Source organism: Marinobacterium arenosum, assembly GCF_019795155.1.
Taxonomy (GTDB): domain Bacteria; phylum Pseudomonadota; class Gammaproteobacteria; order Pseudomonadales; family Balneatricaceae; genus Marinobacterium_C; species Marinobacterium_C arenosum.
In genome coordinates, this window is the sequence record NZ_JAILYN010000053.1 from 1 (window position 1) to 23,763 (window position 23,763).

Below are 23,763 nucleotides of genomic sequence, written 5' to 3' on the forward strand. Positions count from 1 at the left end.
GCGAGAGATGGCATCCACTGCCTGACTGAAATGCATAAAAAAATCCGGAACCCTTAACATGGATTCCGGATTTTCTCTTGCCTGATCAGCAAGTTAAAGAGCTTAACTGATCGGCATTACGCTATTGCGGCCGTTTTTTCACTCTGCTAAACGTAGAGCCGTCAGTTAAACACCCCGGTGGACAGGTAGCGGTCACCACGGTCGCAGATGATGCAAACGATCACCGCGTTCTCCACCTGCGCAGCCAACTGCAAGGCGCCGGCCACCGCGCCGCCGGAAGAGACCCCGCAGAAGATCCCCTCTTCGCGGGCCAGCGCACGCATGGTCTGCTCGGCATCCTGCTGGTCGATATCCAGTACCCGGTCTACCCGGCTGGCATCGAAGATCTTCGGCAGGTAGGCCTCTGGCCAGCGCCGAATGCCGGGGATCTGCGAGCCGTCACTCGGCTGCAGGCCGACAATCTCTATCGCCGGATTCTGCTCTTTCAGATAGCGCGAGGTACCCATGATGGTACCGGTGGTGCCCATCGAGCTGACGAAGTGGGTGATCGTACCCTGGGTCTGCTGCCAGATCTCAGGCCCGGTGCCGCGATAGTGCGCCTCCGGGTTGTCCAGGTTGGCGAACTGGTCCAGCACAATGCCCTCGCCCTCGGCCTGCAGATGCGCGGCCAGGTCACGGGCACCTTCCATACCCTGCTCCCGGCTGACCTCAATCAGCTCGGCGCCATAGGCGGTCATCGAGGCCTTGCGCTCCAGGCTCATGTTATCCGGCATGATCAGCTTCATCTTGTAGCCCTTGATCGCCGCCGCCATCGCCAGGGCGATACCGGTATTGCCGGAGGTCGCCTCGATCAGGGTATCGCCGGGCTTGATCATGCCGCGCTCCTCGGCCAACTGGATCATGCACAGCGCCGGCCGATCCTTTACCGAGCCGGCCGGGTTGTTGCCCTCCAGCTTACAAAGGATGGTATTGCCTCGCCCCTGGCCCAGCCGCTGCAGGCGCACCAGCGGCGTGTTACCGACATAATCCTCGATGGTCGGGAATTCAACTTGCATTCGAATCACCTCAGCGATTACGCGCCAGGTTGTCAGCCTTGTTACAAGCTAATAACCCAACAGAATAAAAAAAGGATATTTTATGCCTTTCATGCGGATAACGGATCATAGCAGAGGTCGGCGCGCCGGGACAATCCGTCCCGGCAGAGCCGCTTACTGCAGCGAATAGCTCCCCTGCGGAACCGCTGGCGGGGTCAGGCTCCAGCCCATCTCCTCGCTTTTCTGCTGCAGTACGTGCAACCACTGGTGGAAGTAATCAACCGTCATCAACGAGCAGGCATCAACCTCCTCGCCGCTGAAAAACAGCAGTTTGAGTTGGTCGTCCTCGCCCTTCTGGATATCCAGCCGGCGCAACAGCTCGGTATGCTCCACCTGCTCCACCGGCTTGCTACGGGTCATCGCCTGCTGCTGTTCGAACGACTCCCGCGCCTGGTCATGGTACAGCTCGTAGAGATCGCCCTGGGCATGGCTGGGCACGTTGACCGCTGCCGCATATTGCTGGGTCAGCCAGTGCTGCGAGTTGCGCAACAGGTTGTCGGTCATCCGTCGGGTCAGCCAGAACGCTAGCCGCTGCCGGCCATCCTCGCTGGCGGCCAGCAGCCGGATACGGTCCTCGTCAAAATCCAGCCGGAAGGTAAATACCGTCAGTGTCAGCATCGGTCATAAAATCCTGCATTCGCGAACGGCCCCGGCAGAACCGGTAGAAACTCCCGAGCAGGGCCACAGAACCAGATTATACCGCAGCAAAGGGCAAGAAAGAGCGGCCTCTGACCTGTATCAATTCTGTTCACTTGCCAACCGGGGCAAAGCGCTATATCGTGGCGCGTTTTCATTTTGTCACCACCGTTGTACAACGGGTGCTAACCGAAAACAGGCGATAGTATGTCCAACACCGATATGGAACATATCAAGCGGGTTTACGCTGAAGCAGACCTGCTGCACAGTGAAGCAGACGTAGAGCAGGCGATCGACGCCATGGCGGCCTCCATCACCGCAGACTGGGAGAACGCCAACCCGGTGATCTTCTCCATCATGAACGGCGGCCTGGTAATCGGCGGCAAGCTGCTGACCAAGCTGAACTTCCCGCTGGAAGCCGGTTACATGCACGCCACCCGCTATCGCAATACCACCAACGGCCACGAACTGGAATGGAAGGTTCGCCCGCATATCGATTTCAGCGACCGCCCGGTACTTATTGTCGACGACATCCTCGATGAGGGTCACACCCTGGCAGCCATTGTCGATTTCTGCAAAGAGCAGGGCGCCAGCGATGTCCGTATCGCCGTGCTGGTCGATAAAAAGCACGACCGCAAGGCTCGCCCGGAGATGCAGGCCCACTATATCGGCATCGAGATCGAAGACCGCTACATCTTCGGCTACGGCATGGACTACCACGGCTACTGGCGCAACGCACCGGGCATCTTCGCCGTCAAAGGGATGTAAGCCTCCCCACCCGCTTTATCATCATAAAAAGACCCGCCTCTCACAGCGGGTCTTTTTTTCAATTAACAAAGTCGAGTTAACAGTTGTCCAGCCGACAGTGTCCGCCATGGCGACAGCCGGTTGACCGCATCCGCTATCGACACATTGCCTCCCAACTATCCACCCCACCAGCCCGGTGACAGCACCACAGCAACTACACTTATCAGGAGTCCCCAGCGAAAGGCAGCTTTCCGTGTCCATGCGGCTACAGATATCGTTATGAGCTATCAGCGCGTCGTCCTCATCCTGTTGGTCCTGTTGCTGCTGCCCTCGCTGACACAGGCGGTTGTCGGTCGCGACAGGTACAATGATTTCGATCTGCGCAACAGCCTGATTCCAGCCCAGCAGATCCTGCCTGGCGGCCCCCCCAAGGATGGCATTCCAGCTATCGACAACCCCAAATTCGTCAGCGCGGACAGCATCGATTGGCTGCACTCCCAGTCTCAACTACTGGCATTGGAGATCGATGGCCAGGCCAAGGGCTATCCAATCGCCATCCTGAACTGGCACGAGGTGGTCAACGATTCCTTTGGCGACCAGTCGGTAGTGATCACTTACTGCCCGCTTTGTGGTACCGGTATGGCATTTCTCGCTTCGGTCGAAGGTCAGAGCTTTACCTTCGGTGTCTCCGGCCTGCTCTACAACAGCGACGTGCTGCTATATGACCGCCAGACCGACTCGCTCTGGTCGCAAATTCTCGCCAAGGCGGTCACAGGCCCGGTGGCCGGCTCCAAATTACGCCTGCTACCGCTGCAGCAGATGACCTGGCAAGCCTGGCGACAACGCTATCCACAGGGACAGGTGCTATCGCGTGATACCGGCTTCAAGCGAAACTACGATCGCGACCCTTACAGCGGCTACGACGACAGCACCGTACTGTTCTTCCCGGTGGAGTTCCTCAGCAAGCGCTACCATCCCAAAGAGCGGGTATTGGGGATCACCATAAACGACCGACAAAAGGCCTATCCATTTGCCGAACTGGCCCGCACCGGGCAGCATGAGTTGCGCGACAGTTTTGCCGGCGAGCAGCTGCTGCTACGGTTTGACGCCAGCGCCCGTACCGGCTCGATTACCCGGTTGCGCGACAACCAACTGCTGCCGGCGATCAACGCCTTCTGGTTTGCCTGGTACACGTTCTATCCGAAGACCGAGGTGTTCCAATACCCACCGGCTGAATAAGCCCACCACTCGGCCAAAGACCGATCGATGCCGAATAAAACAGCAGCAATCGAAACGGTTTTGCACCAGCAGCCTGTCGGGCTTGACCGATCGTAGCGAGGGAAAACGGAATTGAGGCAGATTTTTCGAACGATTGAGGCGAATAGCGAGCCATTTAACGAAATCGCTCGAAAAAGATAACCAATATCCGTTTTTTCCCACACGACTGCATGGATGCAGGAGTTAGGGCGAAGCAGGAAGCCAGAGCCGATTAGATTAGTGTTAGGCCCGACAGGCTGCTAGGGTAGATAGAATCTAAAGGAACCATCCGGCGCACCGTCTCGGCGCGCCGGCTTTATAGTCGTAGGGGAATGCTTATGCCGATCTCAACAGATTTCGTCGAAGAGTTGAAAATACTGGCGCTCTTCAACCTCAGTACCAGCCAGGAGGGGATCAAGGTTCACCATACCGCCGCCGAGGACGCGATCGCCGCCACCGAGCGGCTCTATCACAAGGGCCTGGTCACCCAGGTCGATGGCGGCTACCTGACCGGTCTCGGTCGCGATGCCGCCGAACACACCCAGGCGTTGCTCGGTATCTTAAAGGATCAATAATCAGCTGCCGGGAGCCGGCAACGCAGAACCCACGCCGGCTCAGCCCTGACTGGACGCCGCCAGCACCCCTCCGGCGCCGATAAAGAAGCCGCCGGTCGCCCGGTTCAAACGCCGGGCACCGGTGGAGCTTTTCACCAAGCGGCCCAGCTGACGGCCGCCCAAACCGTACACCAGACTGGCGCCGTACTCGGTCAGCAGATAGCCGCCGCCGAGCAGCACGAACTGCATGGTGGTCGGCTTGGCCGGATCGATAAACTGCGGAAAGATCGCCGAGAACAGCAGGATCGCCTTGGGGTTGCTGATCGCCACCAGAAACTCCTGACTGGTCAGCCGACGCAGCTGCGCCAGCGACAACTGTGGCATCGGTCCGGTGGCCTGCTCAGCGGTATCCGCCACCATCGCCTGCGACTCCTGTGTCGAGTTGCGCCACATCCGGATACCGAGATAGATCAGATAGCATGCACCGACCCACTTCAGGATGGTGAACGCCAACACCGACGAAGCCAGCATGGCGCCCAATCCGACCGCACTGATGGTAATCAGGATCGCGAACGCCAGCACCCGGCCGGTGGTGGCCAGTACTGCCGCCAGTACACCGTGCTGGACGCCATTGCGCATGGCGAAGAAATTGTTGGGGCCGGGGGTCAGCGCAATCAGTTGCGCCACCGGCAGAAACAGCAACCATTCCAGCAATGTCATCGCCAGGTCCATCCCTGAAAAATTCTTGGAGGCGGCCAGAATAGCCGATCTTGTCGACGTCGGCGAGATGCCTGAAAGCAGTCTGCGCTCAGCAACGGTAACAGCGGTAATCCGTAAACGGTCCAGGCAGACAGCCTATCTGATAACTCAGAACGGTTAACGGTGAATTAGCGAGAAACATCTATATCAGGAACAATCGCCGCCTGGGCACAAAAAACGTGCCCACCCTACAAGGCAAAAAAAGCCCGTGCGGCGGTGGCAGCACGGGCTTTTTATCAGATGCGCTCAATCAAGCGCAAACCGGTTTATTCCCACTCGATAGTGGCCGGCGGCTTGGAGCTGACGTCATAGGTGACGCGGGAGACGTGCGGGATCTCGTTGATGATCCGGCTGGAGACGGTTTCCAGCAGCTCGTACGGCAAGTGTGCCCAGCGCGCGGTCATGAAGTCGACGGTTTCCACCGCCCGCAGCGCGATCACGTATTCGTAGCGACGGCCGTCGCCGACCACGCCTACCGATTTAACCGGCAGGAATACCGCGAATGCCTGGCTGGTCTTGTGGTACCAATCCGCCTTGTGCAGCTCTTCGATGAAGATCGCATCGGCTTCACGCAGGATATCGGCGTACTCTTTCTTCACCTCACCGAGGATACGGACCCCCAGGCCCGGGCCCGGGAACGGGTGACGGTAGACCATGTCGTACGGCAGACCCAGCTCGAGGCCGATCTTGCGGACCTCGTCCTTGAACAGTTCACGCAGCGGCTCGACCAGCTCGAACTGCATATCTTCCGGCAGGCCACCGACATTGTGGTGCGACTTGATCACGTGCGCCTTGCCGGTCTTGGCGGCGGCAGACTCGATCACGTCCGGGTAGATGGTGCCCTGGGCCAGGAAATTAACATCGGTCAGCTTGGTCGCTTCATCATCGAACACCTCGATAAAGGTGTTGCCGATGATCTTACGCTTGGCTTCCGGCTCATTGACGCCGGCCAGGCGGCCGAGGAACAGCTCTTCAGCATCGGCGCGGATCACCTTGACGCCCATGTTCTTGGCGAACATGTCCATCACTTGATCACCCTCGTGCTTGCGCAGCAGGCCGTTATCGACGAATACGCAGGTCAGCTGGTCGCCGATCGCCTTGTGCAGCAGCGCCGCTACCACCGACGAGTCGACACCGCCGGACAGGCCGAGCAGCACCTTGCGGTCGCCCACCTGGGCACGTACCTTGTCGATCTGGTCGTTGATGATGTTGGCCGGGGTCCACAGCACTTCGGCTTCACAGATCTCGCGTACGAAACGCTCGAGGATGCGGCCGCCCTGCTTGGTGTGGGTCACTTCCGGGTGGAACTGTACACCGAAGAAGTTCTTCTCCGGATTGCACATGGCCGCGATCGGCGCCGACTCGGTGGAGGCGATCACGCTGAAACCTTTCGGCAACTCGGTGACCTTGTCGCCGTGGCTCATCCAGACGTCCAGCAACAGCGAACCGTTGTTGGCGATATGGTCGTCGATCCCTTCCAGCAGGCGGCTCGGGTAATCCGCCAGGCGTACCCGGGCGTAACCGAATTCGCGCTTGTCGGAACCTTCCACCTTGCCGCCCATCTGTTCGGCCATGGTCTGCATGCCGTAGCAGATACCCAGCACCGGCACGCCCAGCTCGAACACCAGCTGCGGCGCGCGCGGCGAACCGTCTTCGGTGACCGATTCCGGACCACCCGCCAGGATAATCCCTTTCGGTGCGAATTCGCGGATATCCGCCTCATCCATATCCCAGGCGTAGATCTCGCAGTACACGCCGATCTCGCGCACACGACGGGCGATCAGCTGGGTGTACTGAGAGCCGAAATCCAGGATCAGGATCTTATGAGCATGAATATCTTGTGTCATGTTTCAGTGTCTCCACCGTTCGCGGCACCCTCATGGCGACCGCCAAAAAAAAAACGGGGCGGTCAGGCACCGCCCCATCTTTCGGAGATAAATTCGATTAACCGATACGATAGTTCGGCGCTTCCTTGGTGATGCTCACGTCGTGAACGTGGCTCTCCTGCATACCGGCGTTGGTGATACGTACGAACTGCGGCAGGGTACGCATCTCCTCGACGGTCGAGCTACCGGTGTAGCCCATCGAAGAGCGCAGACCGCCCATCAGCTGGTGTACCACCCCACCCATCGGTCCCTTGCAGGGAACGCGGCCTTCGATACCTTCCGGCACCAGTTTTTCAACCCCCTTGGAGGCATCCTGGAAATAACGGTCGGAAGAACCGGTGCTCTGCGCCATCGCCCCCAGCGAGCCCATGCCGCGGTAGGATTTGAAAGCACGGCCCTGGTACAACTCGACTTCGCCCGGCGCTTCGTCGGTACCGGCCAGCATCGAGCCGACCATGATCGCCGAGGCACCCGCGGCAACCGCTTTCGCCAGGTCACCGGAGAAACGGATACCGCCGTCGGCAATGACCGGCACACCGCGCTCCTTCAGCGCAGTTGCCACGTTGGCCACGGCGCTGATCTGCGGTACACCGATACCGGCCACGATACGGGTAGTACAGATGGAGCCCGGGCCGATGCCCACCTTGACACCGTCCGCACCCGCTTCAGCCAGCGCGATGGCCGCTTCAGCAGTCGCGATGTTGCCGCCGATCACCTGCACCTGCGGGAAATTCTGCTTCACCCAGGCAACGCGGTCGATTACACCTTTGGAGTGGCCGTGGGCGGTATCGACGATGATCACGTCGGCACCGGCCTTGACCAGCGCCTCGACACGATCCGGCGTTTCCGGACCGGTACCAACCGCCGCACCGACGATCAGTCGGCCCTGGCTGTCCTTGGCCGCGTTCGGGTGGGTCTGCGCCTTGTTCATGTCCTTGACGGTCATCATGCCACGCAGCTTGAATGCGTCGTCGACCACCAGGATCTTCTCGATACGATGCTTGCGCAGCAGGTTGCGCACGTCGTCCGGGTCGGCGCCTTCCTTAACGGTAACCAGGCGCTCTTTCGGGGTCATGATGGACGCCACGGACGCTTCCAGCTTCTTCTCGAAGCGGGCATCACGGCTGGTCACGATACCGACCAGCTCGCCGTCGTCGACCACCGGAAAACCGGAGAAGCCCATCTCGTTGGACAGCGCGTTCAGCTCGCCGACGGTCATATCAGAGGAACAGGTAACCGGATCAACCACCACACCCGCCTCATACTTCTTCACGCGGCGAACTTCGGCAGCCTGCTGTTCGATGGTCAGGTTCTTATGGATGATACCGATACCACCCTCCTGTGCCATCGCGATCGCCAGGCGGGACTCAGTCACCGTATCCATCGCAGCGGATACCAGTGGAATGTTCAGTTCGATACCTTTGGTCAGACGAGTTTTCAGTGACACGTCCTTAGGCAGTACTTCAGAGTAGCCCGGGACCAGCAACACATCGTCAAAAGTGAGAGCTTCCTCAACGATTCGCAACATTCTCAGCCAGCCTGTTTCTATGGGAAAAATTAAACGCGAAATTCTACAGCAATCAGCCTCCGGCCACAACGGCGGAACCGGCCGTCAGCGGGCTTCAACTGGGGATCGGCCAATCTATACCGGCAAGGTTACAATTCGACGGCAGCGCTGTTCAGCCTGCGTTACATTAAGCCGTGCCAAAGGCCGAAAAAGCGCCCCAATCCACCGTCGATCACCTCTGTCCTCCGACCGGTTCGGCGGTTACCATGTGGCCCCATGACCACCCGAACCCACTTTGACAGACCAGCCTCCTCCCATGCGCTAAGTGTCAGCGAACTGAACCGGCAGGTACGCAGCCTGCTGGAACGCTCCTTCCTGACCATCGAAGTGCAGGGCGAGCTGTCCAACTTCGTCCGGCCCAGCTCCGGCCACTGGTACTTCACGCTGAAGGATGCCAACGCCCAGGTACGCTGCGCGATGTTTCGCAACCGCAACCAGCTGCTGCGTTACCGCCCGAAAGACGGCGACCAGGTGGTGGTCCGCGCCAAGGTCAGCCTGTACGAAGGGCGCGGCGACTACCAGTTGATCTGCGAGCATATGACCGAAAGCGGCGTCGGCCTGCTGCAGCAGGCGTTCGAGCAGCTCAAGGCTCAGCTGCAGCAGGAGGGGCTGTTCGACCCGGCCCATAAGAAACCGCTGCCGACCTACGCCAGCCATATCGGTGTGGTGACCTCGCCGACCGGCGCCGCGATCCACGATATCCTGACGGTGCTGAAACGCCGCTTCCCCGGCCTGCCGGTGACCCTCTACCCGACCGCGGTACAGGGCGAGGAGGCGCCGGCGCAGATCTGCCGGGCCATCGAGCTGGCCAACCGCCACGGCGAGTGCGATGTGTTGATCGTCGGTCGCGGCGGCGGCTCGCTGGAAGACCTGTGGCCATTCAACGACGAGCGGGTCGCGCGGGCCATCCATGCCAGTGAACTGCCGATCGTCAGTGCGGTGGGGCATGAGGTCGACCTGTCGATCAGCGACTTTGTCGCCGACGTGCGCGCCGCCACCCCTTCCGCCGCCGCCGAACTGCTCAGCCCGGACCAGACTGCCCTGCGCAGCCAGCTCTATCAACTGCAGGTCCGGCTGAGCCGCCAGCTGAAACAGCGCCTGCAACAGCGCCGCGAACGGCTGCTGGCGCTGCGTGCCCGGCTGCGTCACCCCGGCGAGCGGCTGCGCCAGCGGGCCCAGCGGCTGGACGATCTGGAACTGCGCTTGCGGCGCAGTTTGCAGCGCCGGTTGGAGCAACGCCAGTTGAAACTGGCCTCACTGGATAAGCGGCTTTCACTCTGTGCGCCGCAACGACAGATCCAGCTGAAACGGCAACAAGTGGAGCAGCTGAGCCACCAACTTCAGCAACAGCTGCAACAACAGCTGCAGGCCCGCCAACTGCGCCTGCGGGCGACGGCCGGCCAGCTGCACACCGTCAGCCCACTGGCTACGCTTGAGCGCGGCTATGCCATCGTGCAGACCGGCGCGGGCCGGGTGGTCCGCGACGCCAGTGAAGCCAGCGTCGGCATGCAGCTGGAGAGCCGTCTGCACCGGGGCCGCCTGCGTAGCACCGTCACCGAGATATTGACTGAGAAGGAGTGAGCCATGTTTTTCCGCCCGCTGCTGGCAACCCTGTTGATGACCCTGTTCAGCGCAACGGCGCTGGCGCTGCCGAAGGAGTCCCGCGTACCCGGCGGCATCGCGCTGATCCCGCTGACCGGCCTGAGCGGCGATCAGGCCCCGTCCGCGTGGTACAAGGCCCAACGGGTGATGGTGGTACCCAGCACCGGCACGCCGCTGGCCAGCCAGGCCAAGTGGGTCGCCATCGCCGGTATCCCGCTCGGCGCCAAACCGGACCGGAAACAGCACCTGCGCGCCAACGCCACCTCCTATTACTTCGAGATCGATGACAAGGCATATCGCGCCCAGTACCTGACCGTGAAGAATAAGCGCCACGTCAATCCCGACCCGGAGGACATCAAGCGCTGGTCCCGCGAGAAAAAGGAGATGACCGACGCGTTCCAGCACTGGTCTGCCCCGGTTCAACCGGTCACCCGCTTCGAACTGCCGGCCGAGGGGCCATTCAGCAGCCCGTTCGGGCTGAAGCGGTTCTTCAACGAGCAGCCGCGCAAGCCGCATAGCGGGCTCGACATCGCCGCCCCCGAAGGGGCGCCGATCAAAGCGCCGGCAGCTGGCACCGTGCTGACCACCGGCAACTACTTCTTCAACGGCAATACGGTGATCGTCGACCACGGCCACGGCCTGACCACCATGTACTGCCATATGAGCCGGATCGACGTGAAACCGGGCGACAAGCTGGCGACCGGCGACCTGATCGGCGCGATCGGCAAGACCGGCCGGGTGACCGGCCCGCATCTGCACTGGAGCGTCAGCCTGAACAACACCCGGGTCGACCCGCTGCTGTTCCTGGACCAACGCTGAGCAATGCGGCAATGCGCACTTGAAATGGCATTACCGCGTCCCCATAACCTTTAGCCTGCGCGTCGGACACGCCGACGCGAAGACGTGACGTAATACCGCGGCGCGCACTTAACGATTTGGAAAACAGATGTCTGAACAGAACTTCGAAACGATTGAACAGCGCGCCAGCTACGGTATCGGCCGTCAGATGGGTGACCAGTTGGCCCAGAACGCCTTTGACGGTATTAACGTCAACGCCATCGCGGCAGGTATCTCCGACTCCCTGGCCGGTGAAGCCCTGCGGGTGCCGGTCGAGCAGATCCAGGAAGCCTTCAACGTGATCAACGAGCGCCTGCGCGAAAAGCAGGAAGCCGAAGCCAAGCAGGCGATGGCGGTCGGCCAGCAGTACCTGGACGACAATGCCAAGCGTGACGAGATTCAGGTATTGGAATCCGGCCTGCAGTACGAAGTGGTCGAAGCGGGCGACGAAAACGGCGGCAAGCCGGCGGCCGAGTCCACCGTGCGCGTTCACTACCACGGCACCTTCATCGACGGCCGTACCTTCGACAGCTCCTACGAGCGTGGCCAGCCGGCCGAGTTCCCGGTGGGCGGCGTGATCGCCGGCTGGACCGAAGCGCTGCAGCTGATGAACAAAGGCGCCAAGTGGAAACTGCACATCCCGTACAACCTGGCCTACGGTGCCCAGGGTTCGCCGGGCGGTATCCCGCCGTACGCCACGCTGGTATTCGACGTCGAGCTGCTGGATATCCTGTAAGCCCGACCGGCACGAGCCGACAGGCTCGCGTTCAGCACGCCATCGCTGCCTGCCCGGCAACGATGGCGTTTTTGTAACTCCGATTCCGTTAGTATTCCGATATGCAGCTCAATCATCAGATCCACGGCAGCGGCCAACCGCTGATCATCCTGCACGGCTTGTTCGGCACCCTGGAAAACTGGGGCAGCCAGATCAAGACGCTGGCCGAGCACTACCGGGTGATCGCCGTCGACCTGCGTAATCACGGCCGTTCACCGCACAGCGAGCAGATGGACTACGCCAGCATGGCGCAGGATATTGTCGAACTGATGGACCAACTGGAGCTGCCATCCGCCCATTTGCTGGGCCACTCGATGGGTGGCAAGGTGGCGATGCAACTGGCCTTGAATGCCCCGGAACGGATCGACAAGCTGATCGTGGTGGATATCGCCCCGGTGCAGTATCCGGCTCACCATGACGACGTCTTCAAGGGGCTGTTCGCCATCGACCTGGCCGAGCTGGGTTCGCGCGGCGACGCCGACCGCCAGCTGGCGATCCATGTCGAAGAACCGTCGGTACGGGCGTTCCTGCTGAAAAACCTGTACCGCACCGAACAGAAACAGTTCGCCTGGCGGATGAACCTGGCCAGCCTGCACCAGCAGTACGGCCGGATCAGCGAAGCCCCCAGCGGTGATGCCTTCCAGGGCCCGACCCTGTTTATCAAGGGCGCCAATTCCGACTACCTGGTCCCCGCCTATCGCGACCAGGTGGTGGCGCTGTTCCCGAGCGCCGGCTACAAGATGATCGACGGCGCCGGCCATTGGCCGCACGCCGAGAAACCGGCCCAGTTCAGCCGCATCGTACTGAACTTCCTGGCCGATTGATTCAGGCCGGCGCCACAGCCGGCCGGCGCTGCGGCAACCGGGCGAAGATCAGCAGGTTGCCCAGCAACACCAGCACGAAACCAACCACCGCCACCGGAGTCCACTGGTAGCCCTCGTAGAGCGTCGAGATCAGCAACGCCACCGTCGGGAACATCACCGTGCTGTAAGCCGCCTTGTCCGGACCGATCCGGTTAACCAGGCTCAGGTAGGCGGCGAACGCCACCACCGTGCCCGGCACCGCCAGATGGAACAGCGACCAGACATAGCTTGGCGACGGATCGAAGCTCAGCTCGACGCCCCGCAGCAGCACCAGCCCGCAGATCAGCGTCACACCGTAGATCATCCCCCAGGCATTGGTGGTCGGCAGCGGCAGGCTCTGTCGGCGGTGTCGCATCGAGATCATGTTACCGAGCGAGAACAGCAGGGTACCCAGCAGTCCCAGCAGCACACCCAGCAGCTGCTCACTGCCCCGATCGCCGCTGAGGTCCGGCCACAGCATCGCGCTGACGCCAAGTACGCCCACCAGCGAACCCGACAGCACCCGCAAGGTTGGCCGCTGCTTATAAAACAGCCAGGCGAAGAGGCTGTTGCTGACCGTCGCCATCGAAAACAGCACCGACGCCATGCCGCTGCTGATATAGGCGGTGGCATTGTAGAAACAGTAGAAATTAAAACAGAACAGGCAGGCGCCCTGCGCCAGGCAGAACAGGTGATCGCGCCGGCTCATCGGGTGCCAGCGGCGCAGCAGGCTGATACCGGCCACCATCAACAGAGCCGCCAGGGCGAAGCGGTACAGCATCGACGCTTCGACTGCCACCACACCCAATTGCAGTTTGATCGCGATCCAGGTGGTGCCCCAGATCGATACCGTCAGCAGATAGAGAAAGCCGTTCACATGGCGCTCCGATACAAAAGATAGTCAGGCCGGCCAGTATCGCTGCGACCCGCTTCAGGGTCTTGTGCAAAGCTGTCGTTTTTACAGAATCTTGCGCTTTTCTTTGCCGGGCGGATTGGCCGTGCTCGGCTTGCCGGGTACATTTAGGCTATGAACAACAGCCTGCCCGACAACCACATCTTCCGCCGACTGAGCCAGTCACGCGCCAACCTGCAGCAGGCGGTGGCACTGGGCGACGGGGTCGGCGTTGCGATCTGGAGCAACAACCAGGATGAGAACACCTACCTGGGCCCCGAGCACCACACGCTCAGCTGCTACCTGGATGGCGGCCTGAAGTGTCAACGACTGGTCGGTCGACAGGTTGTTCGCGGTGGCGCGCCGGGGCGGATCTGCCTGATGCCGGCCGGCCACCAGTCGCACTGGCAGATCAACAGTCCGCTCAGCTTCCTGCACCTGTACTTCGACCAGCAGCATCTGAAACGGCTGGCCGAACGGATCTCCGATCGCGACAGCCGCACCCTCGAGCTGCAGGACCTGACCTTCGTCGACGACAGCTGGATCCACACCCTCTGCCGTCAACTGATGCTGCCGCTAAACTGGCAGGACAACGCCGACCGACTGGCGTTGTCCAGCGCCGGCGAGATGCTGATGCTGCACCTGCTGAAGCACTACAGTAGCGATTTCCAGCCGCCGGCCGAGATCCGCGGCGGCCTGGCGCCCTACCAGTGCAGCCGAGTGCAGGATTACATCGAAGCGAACCTCGAGCAGCCGCTGCTGCTGAGCGAATTGGCGGCGGTAACCGGCCTCAGCGAATATCACTTCGCCCGGATGTTCAAAAAATCCACCGGTCAATCACCGCACCAGTACGTGCTGGAACGGCGGCTGGCCCGCGCCCACAACCTGCTCTGTGACAATGAGAAATCGGTCAGCGAGATCGCTCTGCGCTGCGGTTTTTCCAGCCAGAGCCACCTGAACCAGCGCTTCAAGACCCGCTATGCGATGACACCGGGCCAGCTGCGCCGGGCACTCGGCTAAATTCACGGCGAAGACTAAAAGACGAAGAGAGACAAAAGATAGTTTGGCGGAAGGACTGAAGAATCAGACCATCTGCTCGATCAGGCTGCCAACGGATGACGACTCGGCCAGGACGCCGCTGCTCATCAGCCGACGCTCCAAGGCCTGCTGTTCGGCGCTGGGCTGGAACGAGTGGAGGGTATGGGATTGGGCACCCCAACGGTCGGAAGCCTGCGATGCCAATCGACTGCCGGCACTATCACTATTCTGCGCGCTACCGGCCAATGAATCGCTACGGCTGCCACTGTCAATGTCGTCGGCTTCAGCCGCCTCTGCCGACTCGTCGGTTTCAGCCACTTCATCTACTTCATCCGACTCGTCACTCTGCTCCGCCCGGCCCAATTCAGCCTGCGCCTGCTGCATCATCGCCGTGGCTTCGGCGGCCACCTGACGATCCTGACTGGAGGGTTCCGCCGGTGCCAGTGCCGAGCTGATCACGGTCTGCATCTTCTGGATGGTCGCCACCGGATCGCCAGGCACCTCGGAGGTATCGATCATCACCTCCCCCCCGGTGGCGTACATCCGGCCATCCGGACCACGGGTCAGTTCATAACTGGGCGCGCCGGCATATTGGCCGCCGGCCGCGGCATGGGCCTGCTCATGCTGGCGCACCTCCCGGTCCCGGGTGGCCAGCAGTTCGATCTCCTGCAGCTCCTGTTCGGTATAACCACTGTCGCTCTCGGTTTCGCTGGACCGTTCCGAGCTGACAGCTGCGGACTGCGTTTCATCATCCGTTTCATCCGACCCGCCTGCCACGGCATGCGCACCGGATTCCGTCTCTGCAACAGCAGGCGCCGTTCCGAGCGAAGATATCACCCGGTACGCAGCCACACCGCCCTGTAGTGGCGAGGCGCTGGCTACGGTATTGCCGGATGAGTGCAGTTCGTTGCCGGCCGTGCCGACGGGAGTGCTGGTTGAAGATGCAGCAGGTAATACCGGGGATGGGCCGGCGAGAGCATGAGCCGGATCGAGCCGGCTCACCGCCTGCGCGTTGACTGGCTGGTTCGTTAGTGAAGAGGCTGCACTAAGCTGCATGACATCACCCGGCTGACCTCAGGTCAGTTCAGACGTGCAGATCGATATTGCCGCCGAGTGTCTGCTCAGTTTCGGTGACCACCTTGGTCGCCGCCACCTGATCGGAACCGCTGGCGGCAGCAACATCGGTTTCCTGTACGGCCGGGCCGTTGTTGACGCCGGAGGCCTGCTCCGGCTGCTCCGGCTTCCCTGAACCGGTCAGATCACCGGACGCCTTGGCAACGTTGTCAAAGGTACGGTTAAGCCCGATCAGACCTGACTGCAGTGCGTTTGTGACGTTCATTGGCGTATCCCTGTCAGTAGCATAAGCGGATGCTAGTCAGGCCATTGTAGCCAAAATGAACAGCATGTTCACTTTTTAAACAGCACTCAGATCATAAAATTTATCAATTTTCAGGTAGTCGGCGATATGTTCCGGCTTTGGATCGTCCAGGAAAGGCACCTCGCCGATCAGCGGCGCCCGGAACATGCCGGTCAGCGTCTCCAGGTTCTCCTGGTAGCAGCTCATCTGCGGGTCGATCCGGTTGGCGACCCAGCCTGCCAGGGTCAGGCCGTCTCTGGCTATCGCCTCGGCGGTCAGCAACGCATGGTTCAAGCAGCCCAGTTTCATACCGACCACCAGGATAACCGGCGTGCCGAGCTGCTGCGGCAGTCGGGCCAGGGTTTCGCGCGCATTGAGCGGCACCCGCCAGCCACCGGCCCCTTCGATCAACGCCAGGTCGGCCGGCTGCATCAGCGCGCCACGGCAGAACGCCGCCAGGCGGTCGGCCGACAGCTGACGACCTTCGCGGGCCGCCGCGATGTGCGGGGCGATCGGCGGCTCGAAGGCCACCGGGTTGATCTGTTCATAGGACAGCTTGACCGAGGCGGTCTGCTGCAGCAGCAGCGCATCGCCGTTGCGCAACCCCTGTTCGGTCTGCTCGCAACCGGCGGCAACGGGCTTCAGGCCGATGGTCTTCAGCCCCTGCCGGTTGGCCGCCGCCAGCAGGCCGGCGGTCACCAGGGTCTTGCCGGCATCGGTATCGGTACCGGCCACGAAATAAGTACGCTTCGCCATCAGTATTCCTTACGCAAAATCAGGTAGTAGACCTGGTAGGTCGCCGGCAGCAGGTCATTTTCATCCCGGAACTGTTCATAGGCCTGCTTCAAGGCCAGCACCCGCTGGCGCCCGGTCAGCCCGGTCGGCTGGCCCGCGTTCATATTATGGGCGCCGAGGTGCTTGAGTTCATGGGTCAGCTGGCGCAATTGTGGATAACAGAGCACCCGGCGCTGCTCTTCGAACCGCTCGACGCATAATCCGGCCGGCAGCGCCTGCTGCAGCGCGTCGGCGCCAATAAAGCGGTTAACATGCACGTAATCGTCCACCGCCGCCCAGGCTTGGCGCAGTTCGGTCAGGGTCTCCGGGCCCAGCGTCGCCAGCAGCGCCCGGCCGCCCGGCATCAACACTCGGGCCAGCTCGGCAAACAGCTGCTCGGGATGCTGGCACCACTGGATCGCCAGGCTGGAGAAGACCAGCTCGATGGAATCATCGGCCAGCGGCAGTTGCTCGGCATCGCCACATACCCAGTGAGCATTTGCCAGTGGCCGCTGCTCGCGGGCATAGGCCAGCATACCGGCGGCGATATCCAGGCTCAGCAGCGGGCTTTGTGGATAACGTTGCCGCAGCAGTTCGCCGAAGTAGCCGGTGCCGCTGCCCAGATCCAGCAGTCGCGCCGGTGCTTCAGCAGGCAGTTGGTCGATCAGCTGCTGGCCGATATCACGCTGCAGTTGCGCGACGCTGTCATAGCTGGCGGCACAACGGCTGAACGAGGCCGCCACCCGAGCCTTGTCGATGGCCGACCCGGTCGACGGATGCCGGCTCATTCAGCCACTCCAGTAAAGCGACACAGCTGGTCGACAAACTGCGCACTATGGGAGAGGAACGGCAGGTGGCCGGCGCCGTCATAGACCTGCTGTTGCAGATCCGGCTTCAACTGGGCCATCGCCTCGGCGATCTCGGCCGGCACCAGCTGGTCACGCTCGCCCCAGAGCGCCAGCATCGGACACTGCACGTCGCTCAGCAACGCGCGCCGGTCATCCACCAGCAACGCCAGGCTGTCGGCCAGCGCGACCGGGGGCTGCTCCGGGTAAAGCGCCAGCAGCCCCTTGAGGCTGCGCAGGATTTCGCGGCCGGCGTCGGCGCCCTGAGTCTGTAACATGACAAAGCGATTCAGCGTCTTGGTCGGATTGTCAGCCAGTGATTGCTGGAAGCCGTCGAAAATCTCTCGAGTCATCGCCCAGGGCCAATCGGCGCGCTGTACGAAACAGGGATTGGAGGCCAGGGTGGTCAGGCTCAGCACCCGTTGCGGTGCCTTGGCCGCCACTGCGGTGGCAACGCTGCCGCCGAGCGACCAGCCCAGCCAATGCGCCTGCGCTGGCGCTTCGGCCAGCAGACTGTCGGCCAGCGCTTCCAATGTATAGGGTTGTGGACAAGTCGTAGACCGTCCCAGCCCCGGTAGATCAAACAGGGTCAGCGAGAAGTGTTGGCGCAACGGCTCGATCAGCGGCTGCCAGACATCGGAGTGCATCCCCCAGCCGTGCAGCAGCACCAGTTCCGGCTTGCCGGGCTCGGCAAACGTCTGACGATAGAGGCTCATATCGGTTTCCTTAATTTCCCACGCCCGGTCGCTTAGCGGCCGGCAATCTCCAGCGCATCCAGCAGCCGGTCGACCTGTTGCTCGCTGTGGCTGGCGCTGAGGGTAACCCGTAGCCGGGCGCTGCCCTGTGCCACCGTCGGCGGCCGGATGGCGCTGATGAAGATCCCCTGCTGCTCCAGCGCGGCGCTGATCGCCAGCGCCCGGTCCGATTCGCCGACCATGATCGGCTGGATCGGTGTCGGCGAGTCCATCAGCTCCAACCCCAGCTGGCTGCAACCGTCGCGGAACCGGCCGATCAATGCGGTCAGTTTTTCACGCCGCCACTCCTCACGTTCCAACAGTTTCAGGCTGGTCAGGGTCGCGGCGGCCACCGCCGGCGGCATGCTGGTGGTGTAGATATAGGTGCGGGCAAACTGCACCAGGGTTTCGATCAGTGTCTCGCTACCGGCGACGAATGCGCCGGCAGTACCGAACGCCTTGCCCAGCGTACCGACCAGCACCTGCACATCGTCATTGCCCAGTCCGAAATGGTCGACGCTGCCGCGCCCACCCCGGCCGATGCAGCCGAAGCCGTGGGCATCGTCCACCATCACCCAGGCCTGGTGCTTAGCTGCCGTCCGACACAGTGCCGGCAGTTCGGCGATATCGCCGTCCATGCTGAATACGCCGTCGGTCACCACCAGCTTGCGGCGGGTCTCGCTCTTAGCCAACCGGCCGTCGAGGCTGTCCGGATCGTTATGCAGGTAGCGCTGAAAGCGGGCGCCGCTCAGCAGACCGGCATCCAGCAGCGAGGCGTGGTTGAGCCGGTCCTGGAACACCGCATCACGCTTGTCGAGCAGCGCATTAACGGCACCAATATTGGCCATGTAACCGGTGGAGAACAGGATCGCCCGCTCGCGGCCGGTGAACTCCGCCAGCGCTTCCTCCAGTTGATGGTGCGGCAGGCTGTGGCCGGTGACCAGGTGAGGACCGCCACCGCCGACGCCGTAGCGGTCGGCGGCGCTCTTCAACGCAGCGACCACCTCGGGGTGGTTGGCCAACCCCAGGTAGTCGTTGGAGCAGAACGCCAGGTAATCGCGCCCGTCGACCCGCACCTGCGGCGCCTGGGCGCTTTCCAGCACCCGGCGCACCCGGTAGAGGTCGTCCGTTTTTCGTTGCGCCAGTTCGGCCTGAAGATCGTTGAATGACATCGACGCCCCCGTTTACTTGGCGGCGTCGGTGAACAGTTTCGCGTCCTGTTGCGCCTGCAGGTTGTGCAGAATTGCCTGTTCGTGAGCGTCGTTCGAGACATCCTCGCCCTGCTCGGCGTTGATGCCCAGCTTGTTGAACAGCTGCTTATCGGCATCCGCTTCCGGGTTGTCGGTGGTCAGCAGCTTCTCGCCGTAGAAGATCGAGTTGGCGCCAGCCATGAAGCACATCGCCTGCATCTGCTCGTTCATGTTGGTACGACCGGCCGACAGGCGCACCGCCGAGGCCGGCATCATGATGCGGGCGATGGCGATGGTACGGATGAAATCGAACGGTTCCAGGTCATCGACCTGATCCAGCGGGGTGCCTTCCACCTTTACCAGCATGTTGATCGGCACCGATTCCGGGTGCTCCTCCATGTTGGCCAGGGTCATCAGCAGGCCGATCCGGTCACGCTCGTTTTCGCCCATCCCCATGATGCCGCCGCAGCAGACCTTCATGCCGGCTTCACGCACGTTGGACAGGGTATCCAAGCGGTCCTGGTAGGTCCGGGTGGTGATGATCTTGCCGTAGAACTCCGGCGAGGTATCCAGGTTGTGGTTGTAGTAATCCAACCCGGCATCGGCCAGCTCAGCCGCCTGGCCCTTATCCAGCGTGCCCAGCGTCATGCAGGCTTCCAAGCCCATATCCTTGACGCCCTTGATCATCTCCAGCACGTACGGCATATCCTTGGCGCGCGGCGATTTCCAGGCGGCGCCCATGCAGAACCGGGTGGCGCCTTTGGCTTTTGCCTCGGCCGCTTCCTGCAGTACCGCCTTCACCTTCATCAACCGCTCGGTTTCCAGATCGGTGTTGTAGTGGGCGCTCTGCGGGCAGTATTTGCAATCTTCCGGGCAGGCGCCGGTCTTGATCGAGCAAAGGGTGCTGACCTGAACCCGATTCGCCGCATGGTACTGGCGATGAACAGTCTGTGCCTGGAACATCAGGTCCATGAACGGCAGGTCGAACAGTGCCTGGACTTCGCTTTCGGTCCAGTTATGACGAATCGGTGCTTTAGCTTGCATCTTCCCCTCACCCTTATAAGATTTCGCGAACCGAATGCCCGGCCGAATAGCCGCAACCGGCGGATCGCGTAGGCGTTCCATGATAGATAGACAGAGGGAACTGTCAACCAATGCTGCCAAACATAGTAAACCACTGGCCAAATAATCAACACTGCATTCTATGCCACCTGCAACCGGCGCCCGAGGGAATATGCCCGGCCTGCCGGCAGGATCTGCCCTGGCTGCGGCTCAGCTGCCCCCGCTGCGCCCTCCCCCGCAGCCTGTCCAGCGACGCGCCCTGCGGTCACTGCCAGCGCCGCCCGCCGGCCTACGACCGGATCCAGGCGGCCTGCCGCTACCAGTTCCCCATCGACCAGCTGATCAGTGCCATCAAGTACCACCGCTGTGTGCAGTACCTGCCGGCGTTGAGCCGGTTACTGGCTCAACGCCTGGTCGACTCGAAGCCAATGCCCCAGCTGCTGGTCGCGGTGCCGATGCACTCGGACAAGCTATACCAGCGCAGCTACAACCAGGCCTGGCTGCTGGCCCGCCACCTCAGCCGCCAGCTACAGATACCACTGGCCAACGACCTGCTGTGCAAGGTCAGGCCGACCGCTCAGCAGATGGGGCTGAGCCGGGTCGAGCGGCAGCGTAATCTGCGCGGCAGCTTCGCACTGTCCCGGCAACAGGCGCTGCCACAGCATGTCGCGCTGATCGACGATGTGATGACCACCGGCACCACCATGGAGGAAATCGCCCGGCTATTGAAATATCATGGGGTTAGTCGGGTCGAAGGCTGGGTAATCGCACGTACTCCCGACCACCCCTCCTAGCGTTCAGACCCACACAAGCAAGCTGATGGAGTAGCGACCGGCACGTCCCTCGCAGATCCACGTCGTGAAGTAGTGAGGACCAAGCATGTTACTGAGCCGACTCGGTGAGCTGGCAGGCGGACTCGGACTTTTCCTGCTCGGCATGCACCTGATGACCAACGGCCTGCGCAGCGCCGCCGGCCCAACCCTGAAACGGATACTGAACGCCGCTACCGAGTCGCGCCTGCGCGGCCTGGCCTCCGGCACGCTGATTACCGCTCTGGTACAGTCCTCTACGGCGGTCACCGTGGCCACCATCGGCTTCGTCAACGCCGGGCTGCTGAGCCTGGGCCAGTCGATCGCAGTCATCTACGGCTGCAACGTCGGTACCACGGTGACCGGCTGGCTGGTGGCTCTGATCGGGTTCAAGGTTAAGATCGCCGCGCTGGCCCTGCCGATGATCGCCGTCGGCATGGTCGTCCGGCTGGTCGGGGGTGAAAAACGCACCGGCCATGTGGGCTTCGCACTGGCTGGCTTCGGGCTGTTCTTCCTCGGGCTGGGTTACTTAAAGGACGGTTTTGCCGGGCTGGACCATAACCTGCCACTGACCGCATTGGGCGATAGTCTGCCAGCGCTGGCTCTGTTTGTGCTGGCCGGTTTCGTGTTGACCTTTCTGCTGCAATCCTCCGCCGCCGCATTGGCCATAACCCTGTCGCTGGCCGCCTCGGGCAGCATTACCCTGCTTGCCGCCGGCGCCTTGGTGATCGGCGCCAACCTGGGCACCACCTCTACCGCTGTGATGGCGGCGCTGACCGCAACCGCCAATGCAAAACGGATTGCCGCCGCCCACGTGCTATTCAACCTGGCAACCGGAACCGTCGGTCTACTGGTCTTGATGCTGGCCAGCCTCTGGTGGCAGCAACGCCCCTCTGGCCAAGACCATCTGGCTATGCTGGCGCTGTTCCATACCCTGTTCAATCTGGCCGGGGTATTGTTGATGTGGCCGCTGACCGATCGGCTGGAAAGGTTTCTGAAAAAGCGCTTTAAGAGACGCACCTCTCGCCAGGGCGTGGCGCAGTTTCTCGATAAGACCACCCTGTCAACGCCCTCATTGGCGGTGGAAGCGATGCGGATGGAGCTGATCCGGTTGAGCAGCAGCTCACTGGAACAGGCCCGCGCGGCGATCAGCGCCGAGCAACCGGATCCCGCAGTGCAGGCACAGCAGGCAGGACAGGTATTCGAATTGAGCCACGAGATCGCCCGCTTCAACCGCAAGATCGCCGAACAGCAGATCAGCGAGGAGATCAGCGAAATCCTGCCGGCGGCCCTTCGGGTAGCCCGCTATTTCGCCGAAGTTGCCCGGCTGGCGCAAAACCTTGAGGAACCGCACCAGATCATCGCCGAACTGAGCGACGAAAGCCTGCGCCGCCAGTTGTTCGACTTTGAGGCAGAGGTAACCCGGCTGCTCGAACTGTGCGAGATTTCGGAACGAGTCGACCGCTCCAGCTCGGAGATCCATCAGGCGATAGAATCCTTGGAACGGCACTATCAACGCATTAAGGAGGCAATTCTGGACGCAGCCATCGCCCACCGAATTAAAGCCAAGCAGCATGCCGTGCTGCTGGATACCCTTAGTCATATCCACCGGTTGGCCCAACAGGCGGAAAAGGGCGCCCGTCACTGGCCGCTGCTAACGCCGATGCAGCATCGTGAACCGCTCCAGCGGCCCGCCAAGAAAGTCGAAAATTGAGCAGTCCATTAATGCTGGATAACCCGCTGTTCTACCTGACCGCCATTCCGGCGGTACTGATCACCGGCCTGTCGAAAGGCGGTTTCGGCGGCGGTCTGGGGCTGATCGCGGTGCCATTGATCTCTATGGCGATCGCCCCGGTACAGGCAGCGGCGATCATGCTGCCAATCCTCTGCCTGATGGATCTGGTGGCACTGCGCCGCTTCCGTGGCAAAGCCGATTGGGCCAACCTGAAAATCCTGTTGCCGGCGGCATTGTTCGGCATCGGCTTGGGCACGCTGGGCTTTCGTTACCTGTCCGACAGCCAGATCAAGCTGATGATCGGCCTGATGGCGCTGGGATTCGTCGCCAACTACCTGCTGCGACGCGGCCCGCTGGCGCCGCAAACGGTCAGCGTCTGGCGCGGCGGTGTCTGGGGCACCCTGGCCGGTTTCACCAGCTTTGGCGTGCATGCCGGCGGTGCGCCGTTGAACATCTACCTGCTGCCGCAACGGCTGGACAAGAGCCTGTTCGTCGCCACCACCATCGTGTTCTTCGCGTCGGTCAATTTCATCAAGTTGGTGCCCTATTTCTTGCTCGGCCAGTTCAATAGCGAGACGCTTTGGAGTGCCGCAGTGCTGGCACCGTTGGCTCCGGTGGGGGTCTATGCCGGCAGTCTGCTGCATCACCGTATCCCGGAGAACTGGTTCTACCGCTGCTGTTACGGACTGCTGACGCTGACCGGGTTGAAGCTGGTTTATGACGGGGTGATGGGTTAGGGCCACCAGGGGACGCCTGATATAATGGCGCCAG

24 protein-coding genes are annotated in these 23,763 nt (G+C 61.7%); 11 read left to right on the forward strand and 13 right to left on the reverse strand.

Annotated features, from left to right (window positions below; genetic code table 11):
• Positions 1–161: 161 nt before the first annotated feature.
• Entirely contained in the window at positions 162–1,055 is an 894-nt protein-coding gene (cysM, locus tag K6T12_RS18095; RefSeq protein ID WP_222224286.1) for a cysteine synthase CysM, read from the reverse strand.
• Between the two features lie 153 nt (positions 1,056–1,208).
• Entirely contained in the window at positions 1,209–1,712 is a 504-nt protein-coding gene (locus K6T12_RS18100; protein WP_222224287.1) for a hypothetical protein, read from the reverse strand.
• Between the two features lie 225 nt (positions 1,713–1,937).
• On the opposite strand from K6T12_RS18100, the gene K6T12_RS18105 reads away from it, so the two are divergent.
• The 3 genes from K6T12_RS18105 to K6T12_RS18115 all read left to right on the forward strand — a co-directional run bounded on the left by K6T12_RS18105 (position 1,938) and on the right by K6T12_RS18115 (position 4,309).
• Positions 1,938–2,498, forward strand: coding sequence for a hypoxanthine-guanine phosphoribosyltransferase (locus tag K6T12_RS18105; RefSeq protein ID WP_222224288.1), 561 nt, complete (start codon positions 1,938–1,940; stop codon positions 2,496–2,498).
• 258 nt (positions 2,499–2,756) lie between these two features.
• A complete protein-coding gene (locus tag K6T12_RS18110) occupies positions 2,757–3,716 on the forward strand; it encodes a DUF3179 domain-containing protein (RefSeq protein ID WP_222224289.1) in 960 nt (319 codons plus the stop codon).
• A gap of 356 nt (positions 3,717–4,072) precedes the next feature.
• Positions 4,073–4,309, forward strand: a complete 237-nt coding sequence (locus tag K6T12_RS18115) for a TIGR02647 family protein (protein WP_222224290.1) — start codon at positions 4,073–4,075, stop codon at positions 4,307–4,309.
• 39 nt (positions 4,310–4,348) lie between these two features.
• Here K6T12_RS18115 and K6T12_RS18120 read toward each other — a convergent pair whose 3' ends face one another.
• From K6T12_RS18120 to guaB, 3 genes are all read right to left on the reverse strand, one after another.
• The gene (locus K6T12_RS18120; RefSeq protein ID WP_222224291.1) at positions 4,349–5,008 is read right to left on the reverse strand and encodes a LysE family translocator; all 660 of its coding nucleotides are present in this window, start codon (positions 5,006–5,008) and stop codon (positions 4,349–4,351) included.
• Between the two features lie 305 nt (positions 5,009–5,313).
• Positions 5,314–6,894: a glutamine-hydrolyzing GMP synthase gene (gene guaA, locus K6T12_RS18125; RefSeq protein WP_222224292.1), complete on the reverse strand. Its 1,581-nt coding sequence runs from the start codon at positions 6,892–6,894 to the stop codon at positions 5,314–5,316.
• Positions 6,895–6,991: 97 nt separating this feature from the next.
• Positions 6,992–8,461, reverse strand: coding sequence for an IMP dehydrogenase (gene guaB / locus K6T12_RS18130; protein ID WP_222224293.1), 1,470 nt, complete (start codon positions 8,459–8,461; stop codon positions 6,992–6,994).
• 255 nt (positions 8,462–8,716) lie between these two features.
• On the opposite strand from guaB, the gene xseA reads away from it, so the two are divergent.
• From xseA to K6T12_RS18150, 4 genes are all read left to right on the forward strand, one after another.
• Positions 8,717–10,081 (forward strand): exodeoxyribonuclease VII large subunit, encoded by a 1,365-nt coding sequence (gene xseA / locus K6T12_RS18135; protein WP_222224294.1) that lies wholly within the window; start codon positions 8,717–8,719, stop codon positions 10,079–10,081.
• 3 nt (positions 10,082–10,084) lie between these two features.
• The gene (locus tag K6T12_RS18140) at positions 10,085–10,921 is read left to right on the forward strand and encodes a M23 family metallopeptidase (protein WP_222224295.1); all 837 of its coding nucleotides are present in this window, start codon (positions 10,085–10,087) and stop codon (positions 10,919–10,921) included.
• 127 nt (positions 10,922–11,048) lie between these two features.
• Positions 11,049–11,675: an FKBP-type peptidyl-prolyl cis-trans isomerase gene (locus tag K6T12_RS18145; protein ID WP_222224296.1), complete on the forward strand. Its 627-nt coding sequence runs from the start codon at positions 11,049–11,051 to the stop codon at positions 11,673–11,675.
• Positions 11,676–11,776: 101 nt separating this feature from the next.
• Positions 11,777–12,538: an alpha/beta fold hydrolase gene (locus tag K6T12_RS18150; RefSeq protein ID WP_222224297.1), complete on the forward strand. Its 762-nt coding sequence runs from the start codon at positions 11,777–11,779 to the stop codon at positions 12,536–12,538.
• A 1-nt stretch (position 12,539) separates the two neighbouring features.
• Here the strand turns inward: K6T12_RS18150 and K6T12_RS18155 are convergent, their stop codons facing one another.
• Entirely contained in the window at positions 12,540–13,433 is an 894-nt protein-coding gene (locus tag K6T12_RS18155; protein ID WP_222224298.1) for a DMT family transporter, read from the reverse strand.
• A 150-nt stretch (positions 13,434–13,583) separates the two neighbouring features.
• On the opposite strand from K6T12_RS18155, the gene K6T12_RS18160 reads away from it, so the two are divergent.
• The gene (locus tag K6T12_RS18160) at positions 13,584–14,468 is read left to right on the forward strand and encodes a helix-turn-helix domain-containing protein (protein WP_222224299.1); all 885 of its coding nucleotides are present in this window, start codon (positions 13,584–13,586) and stop codon (positions 14,466–14,468) included.
• A gap of 63 nt (positions 14,469–14,531) precedes the next feature.
• Here K6T12_RS18160 and K6T12_RS18165 read toward each other — a convergent pair whose 3' ends face one another.
• From K6T12_RS18165 to bioB, 7 genes are all read right to left on the reverse strand, one after another.
• On the reverse strand, positions 14,532–15,263 hold the full coding sequence (locus tag K6T12_RS18165; protein ID WP_390879099.1) for a putative metalloprotease CJM1_0395 family protein: 732 nt from the start codon (positions 15,261–15,263) through the stop codon (positions 14,532–14,534).
• Positions 15,264–15,570: 307 nt separating this feature from the next.
• A complete protein-coding gene (locus K6T12_RS18170) occupies positions 15,571–15,825 on the reverse strand; it encodes a hypothetical protein (protein ID WP_222224301.1) in 255 nt (84 codons plus the stop codon).
• Positions 15,826–15,900: 75 nt separating this feature from the next.
• Complete coding sequence (gene bioD / locus K6T12_RS18175; protein ID WP_222224302.1) at positions 15,901–16,599, reverse strand: dethiobiotin synthase; 699 nt, start codon at positions 16,597–16,599, stop codon at positions 15,901–15,903.
• A complete protein-coding gene (gene bioC / locus K6T12_RS18180; RefSeq protein WP_222224303.1) occupies positions 16,599–17,405 on the reverse strand; it encodes a malonyl-ACP O-methyltransferase BioC in 807 nt (268 codons plus the stop codon). Before bioC ends, bioD begins: the two co-directional genes overlap by 1 nt.
• Positions 17,402–18,178, reverse strand: a complete 777-nt coding sequence (gene bioH / locus K6T12_RS18185; protein ID WP_222224304.1) for a pimeloyl-ACP methyl ester esterase BioH — start codon at positions 18,176–18,178, stop codon at positions 17,402–17,404. Before bioH ends, bioC begins: the two co-directional genes overlap by 4 nt.
• Positions 18,179–18,210: 32 nt before the next feature.
• Positions 18,211–19,368 carry an 8-amino-7-oxononanoate synthase gene (gene bioF / locus K6T12_RS18190; protein ID WP_222224305.1) on the reverse strand — a complete coding sequence of 386 codons (1,158 nt, stop codon included), beginning with the start codon at positions 19,366–19,368 and terminating at the stop codon, positions 18,211–18,213.
• Between the two features lie 12 nt (positions 19,369–19,380).
• Complete coding sequence (gene bioB / locus K6T12_RS18195; protein ID WP_222224306.1) at positions 19,381–20,430, reverse strand: biotin synthase BioB; 1,050 nt, start codon at positions 20,428–20,430, stop codon at positions 19,381–19,383.
• Between the two features lie 110 nt (positions 20,431–20,540).
• Between bioB and K6T12_RS18200 the strand changes: the two genes are divergently transcribed.
• From K6T12_RS18200 to K6T12_RS18210, 3 genes are all read left to right on the forward strand, one after another.
• Positions 20,541–21,242, forward strand: a complete 702-nt coding sequence (locus tag K6T12_RS18200; protein ID WP_222224307.1) for a ComF family protein — start codon at positions 20,541–20,543, stop codon at positions 21,240–21,242.
• Between the two features lie 85 nt (positions 21,243–21,327).
• Positions 21,328–22,971, forward strand: coding sequence for a Na/Pi cotransporter family protein (locus K6T12_RS18205; RefSeq protein WP_222224308.1), 1,644 nt, complete (start codon positions 21,328–21,330; stop codon positions 22,969–22,971).
• On the forward strand, positions 22,968–23,729 hold the full coding sequence (locus tag K6T12_RS18210; RefSeq protein WP_255611886.1) for a sulfite exporter TauE/SafE family protein: 762 nt from the start codon (positions 22,968–22,970) through the stop codon (positions 23,727–23,729). The genes K6T12_RS18205 and K6T12_RS18210 overlap by 4 nt, the downstream gene beginning before the upstream one ends.
• Positions 23,730–23,763 lie beyond the last annotated feature (34 nt).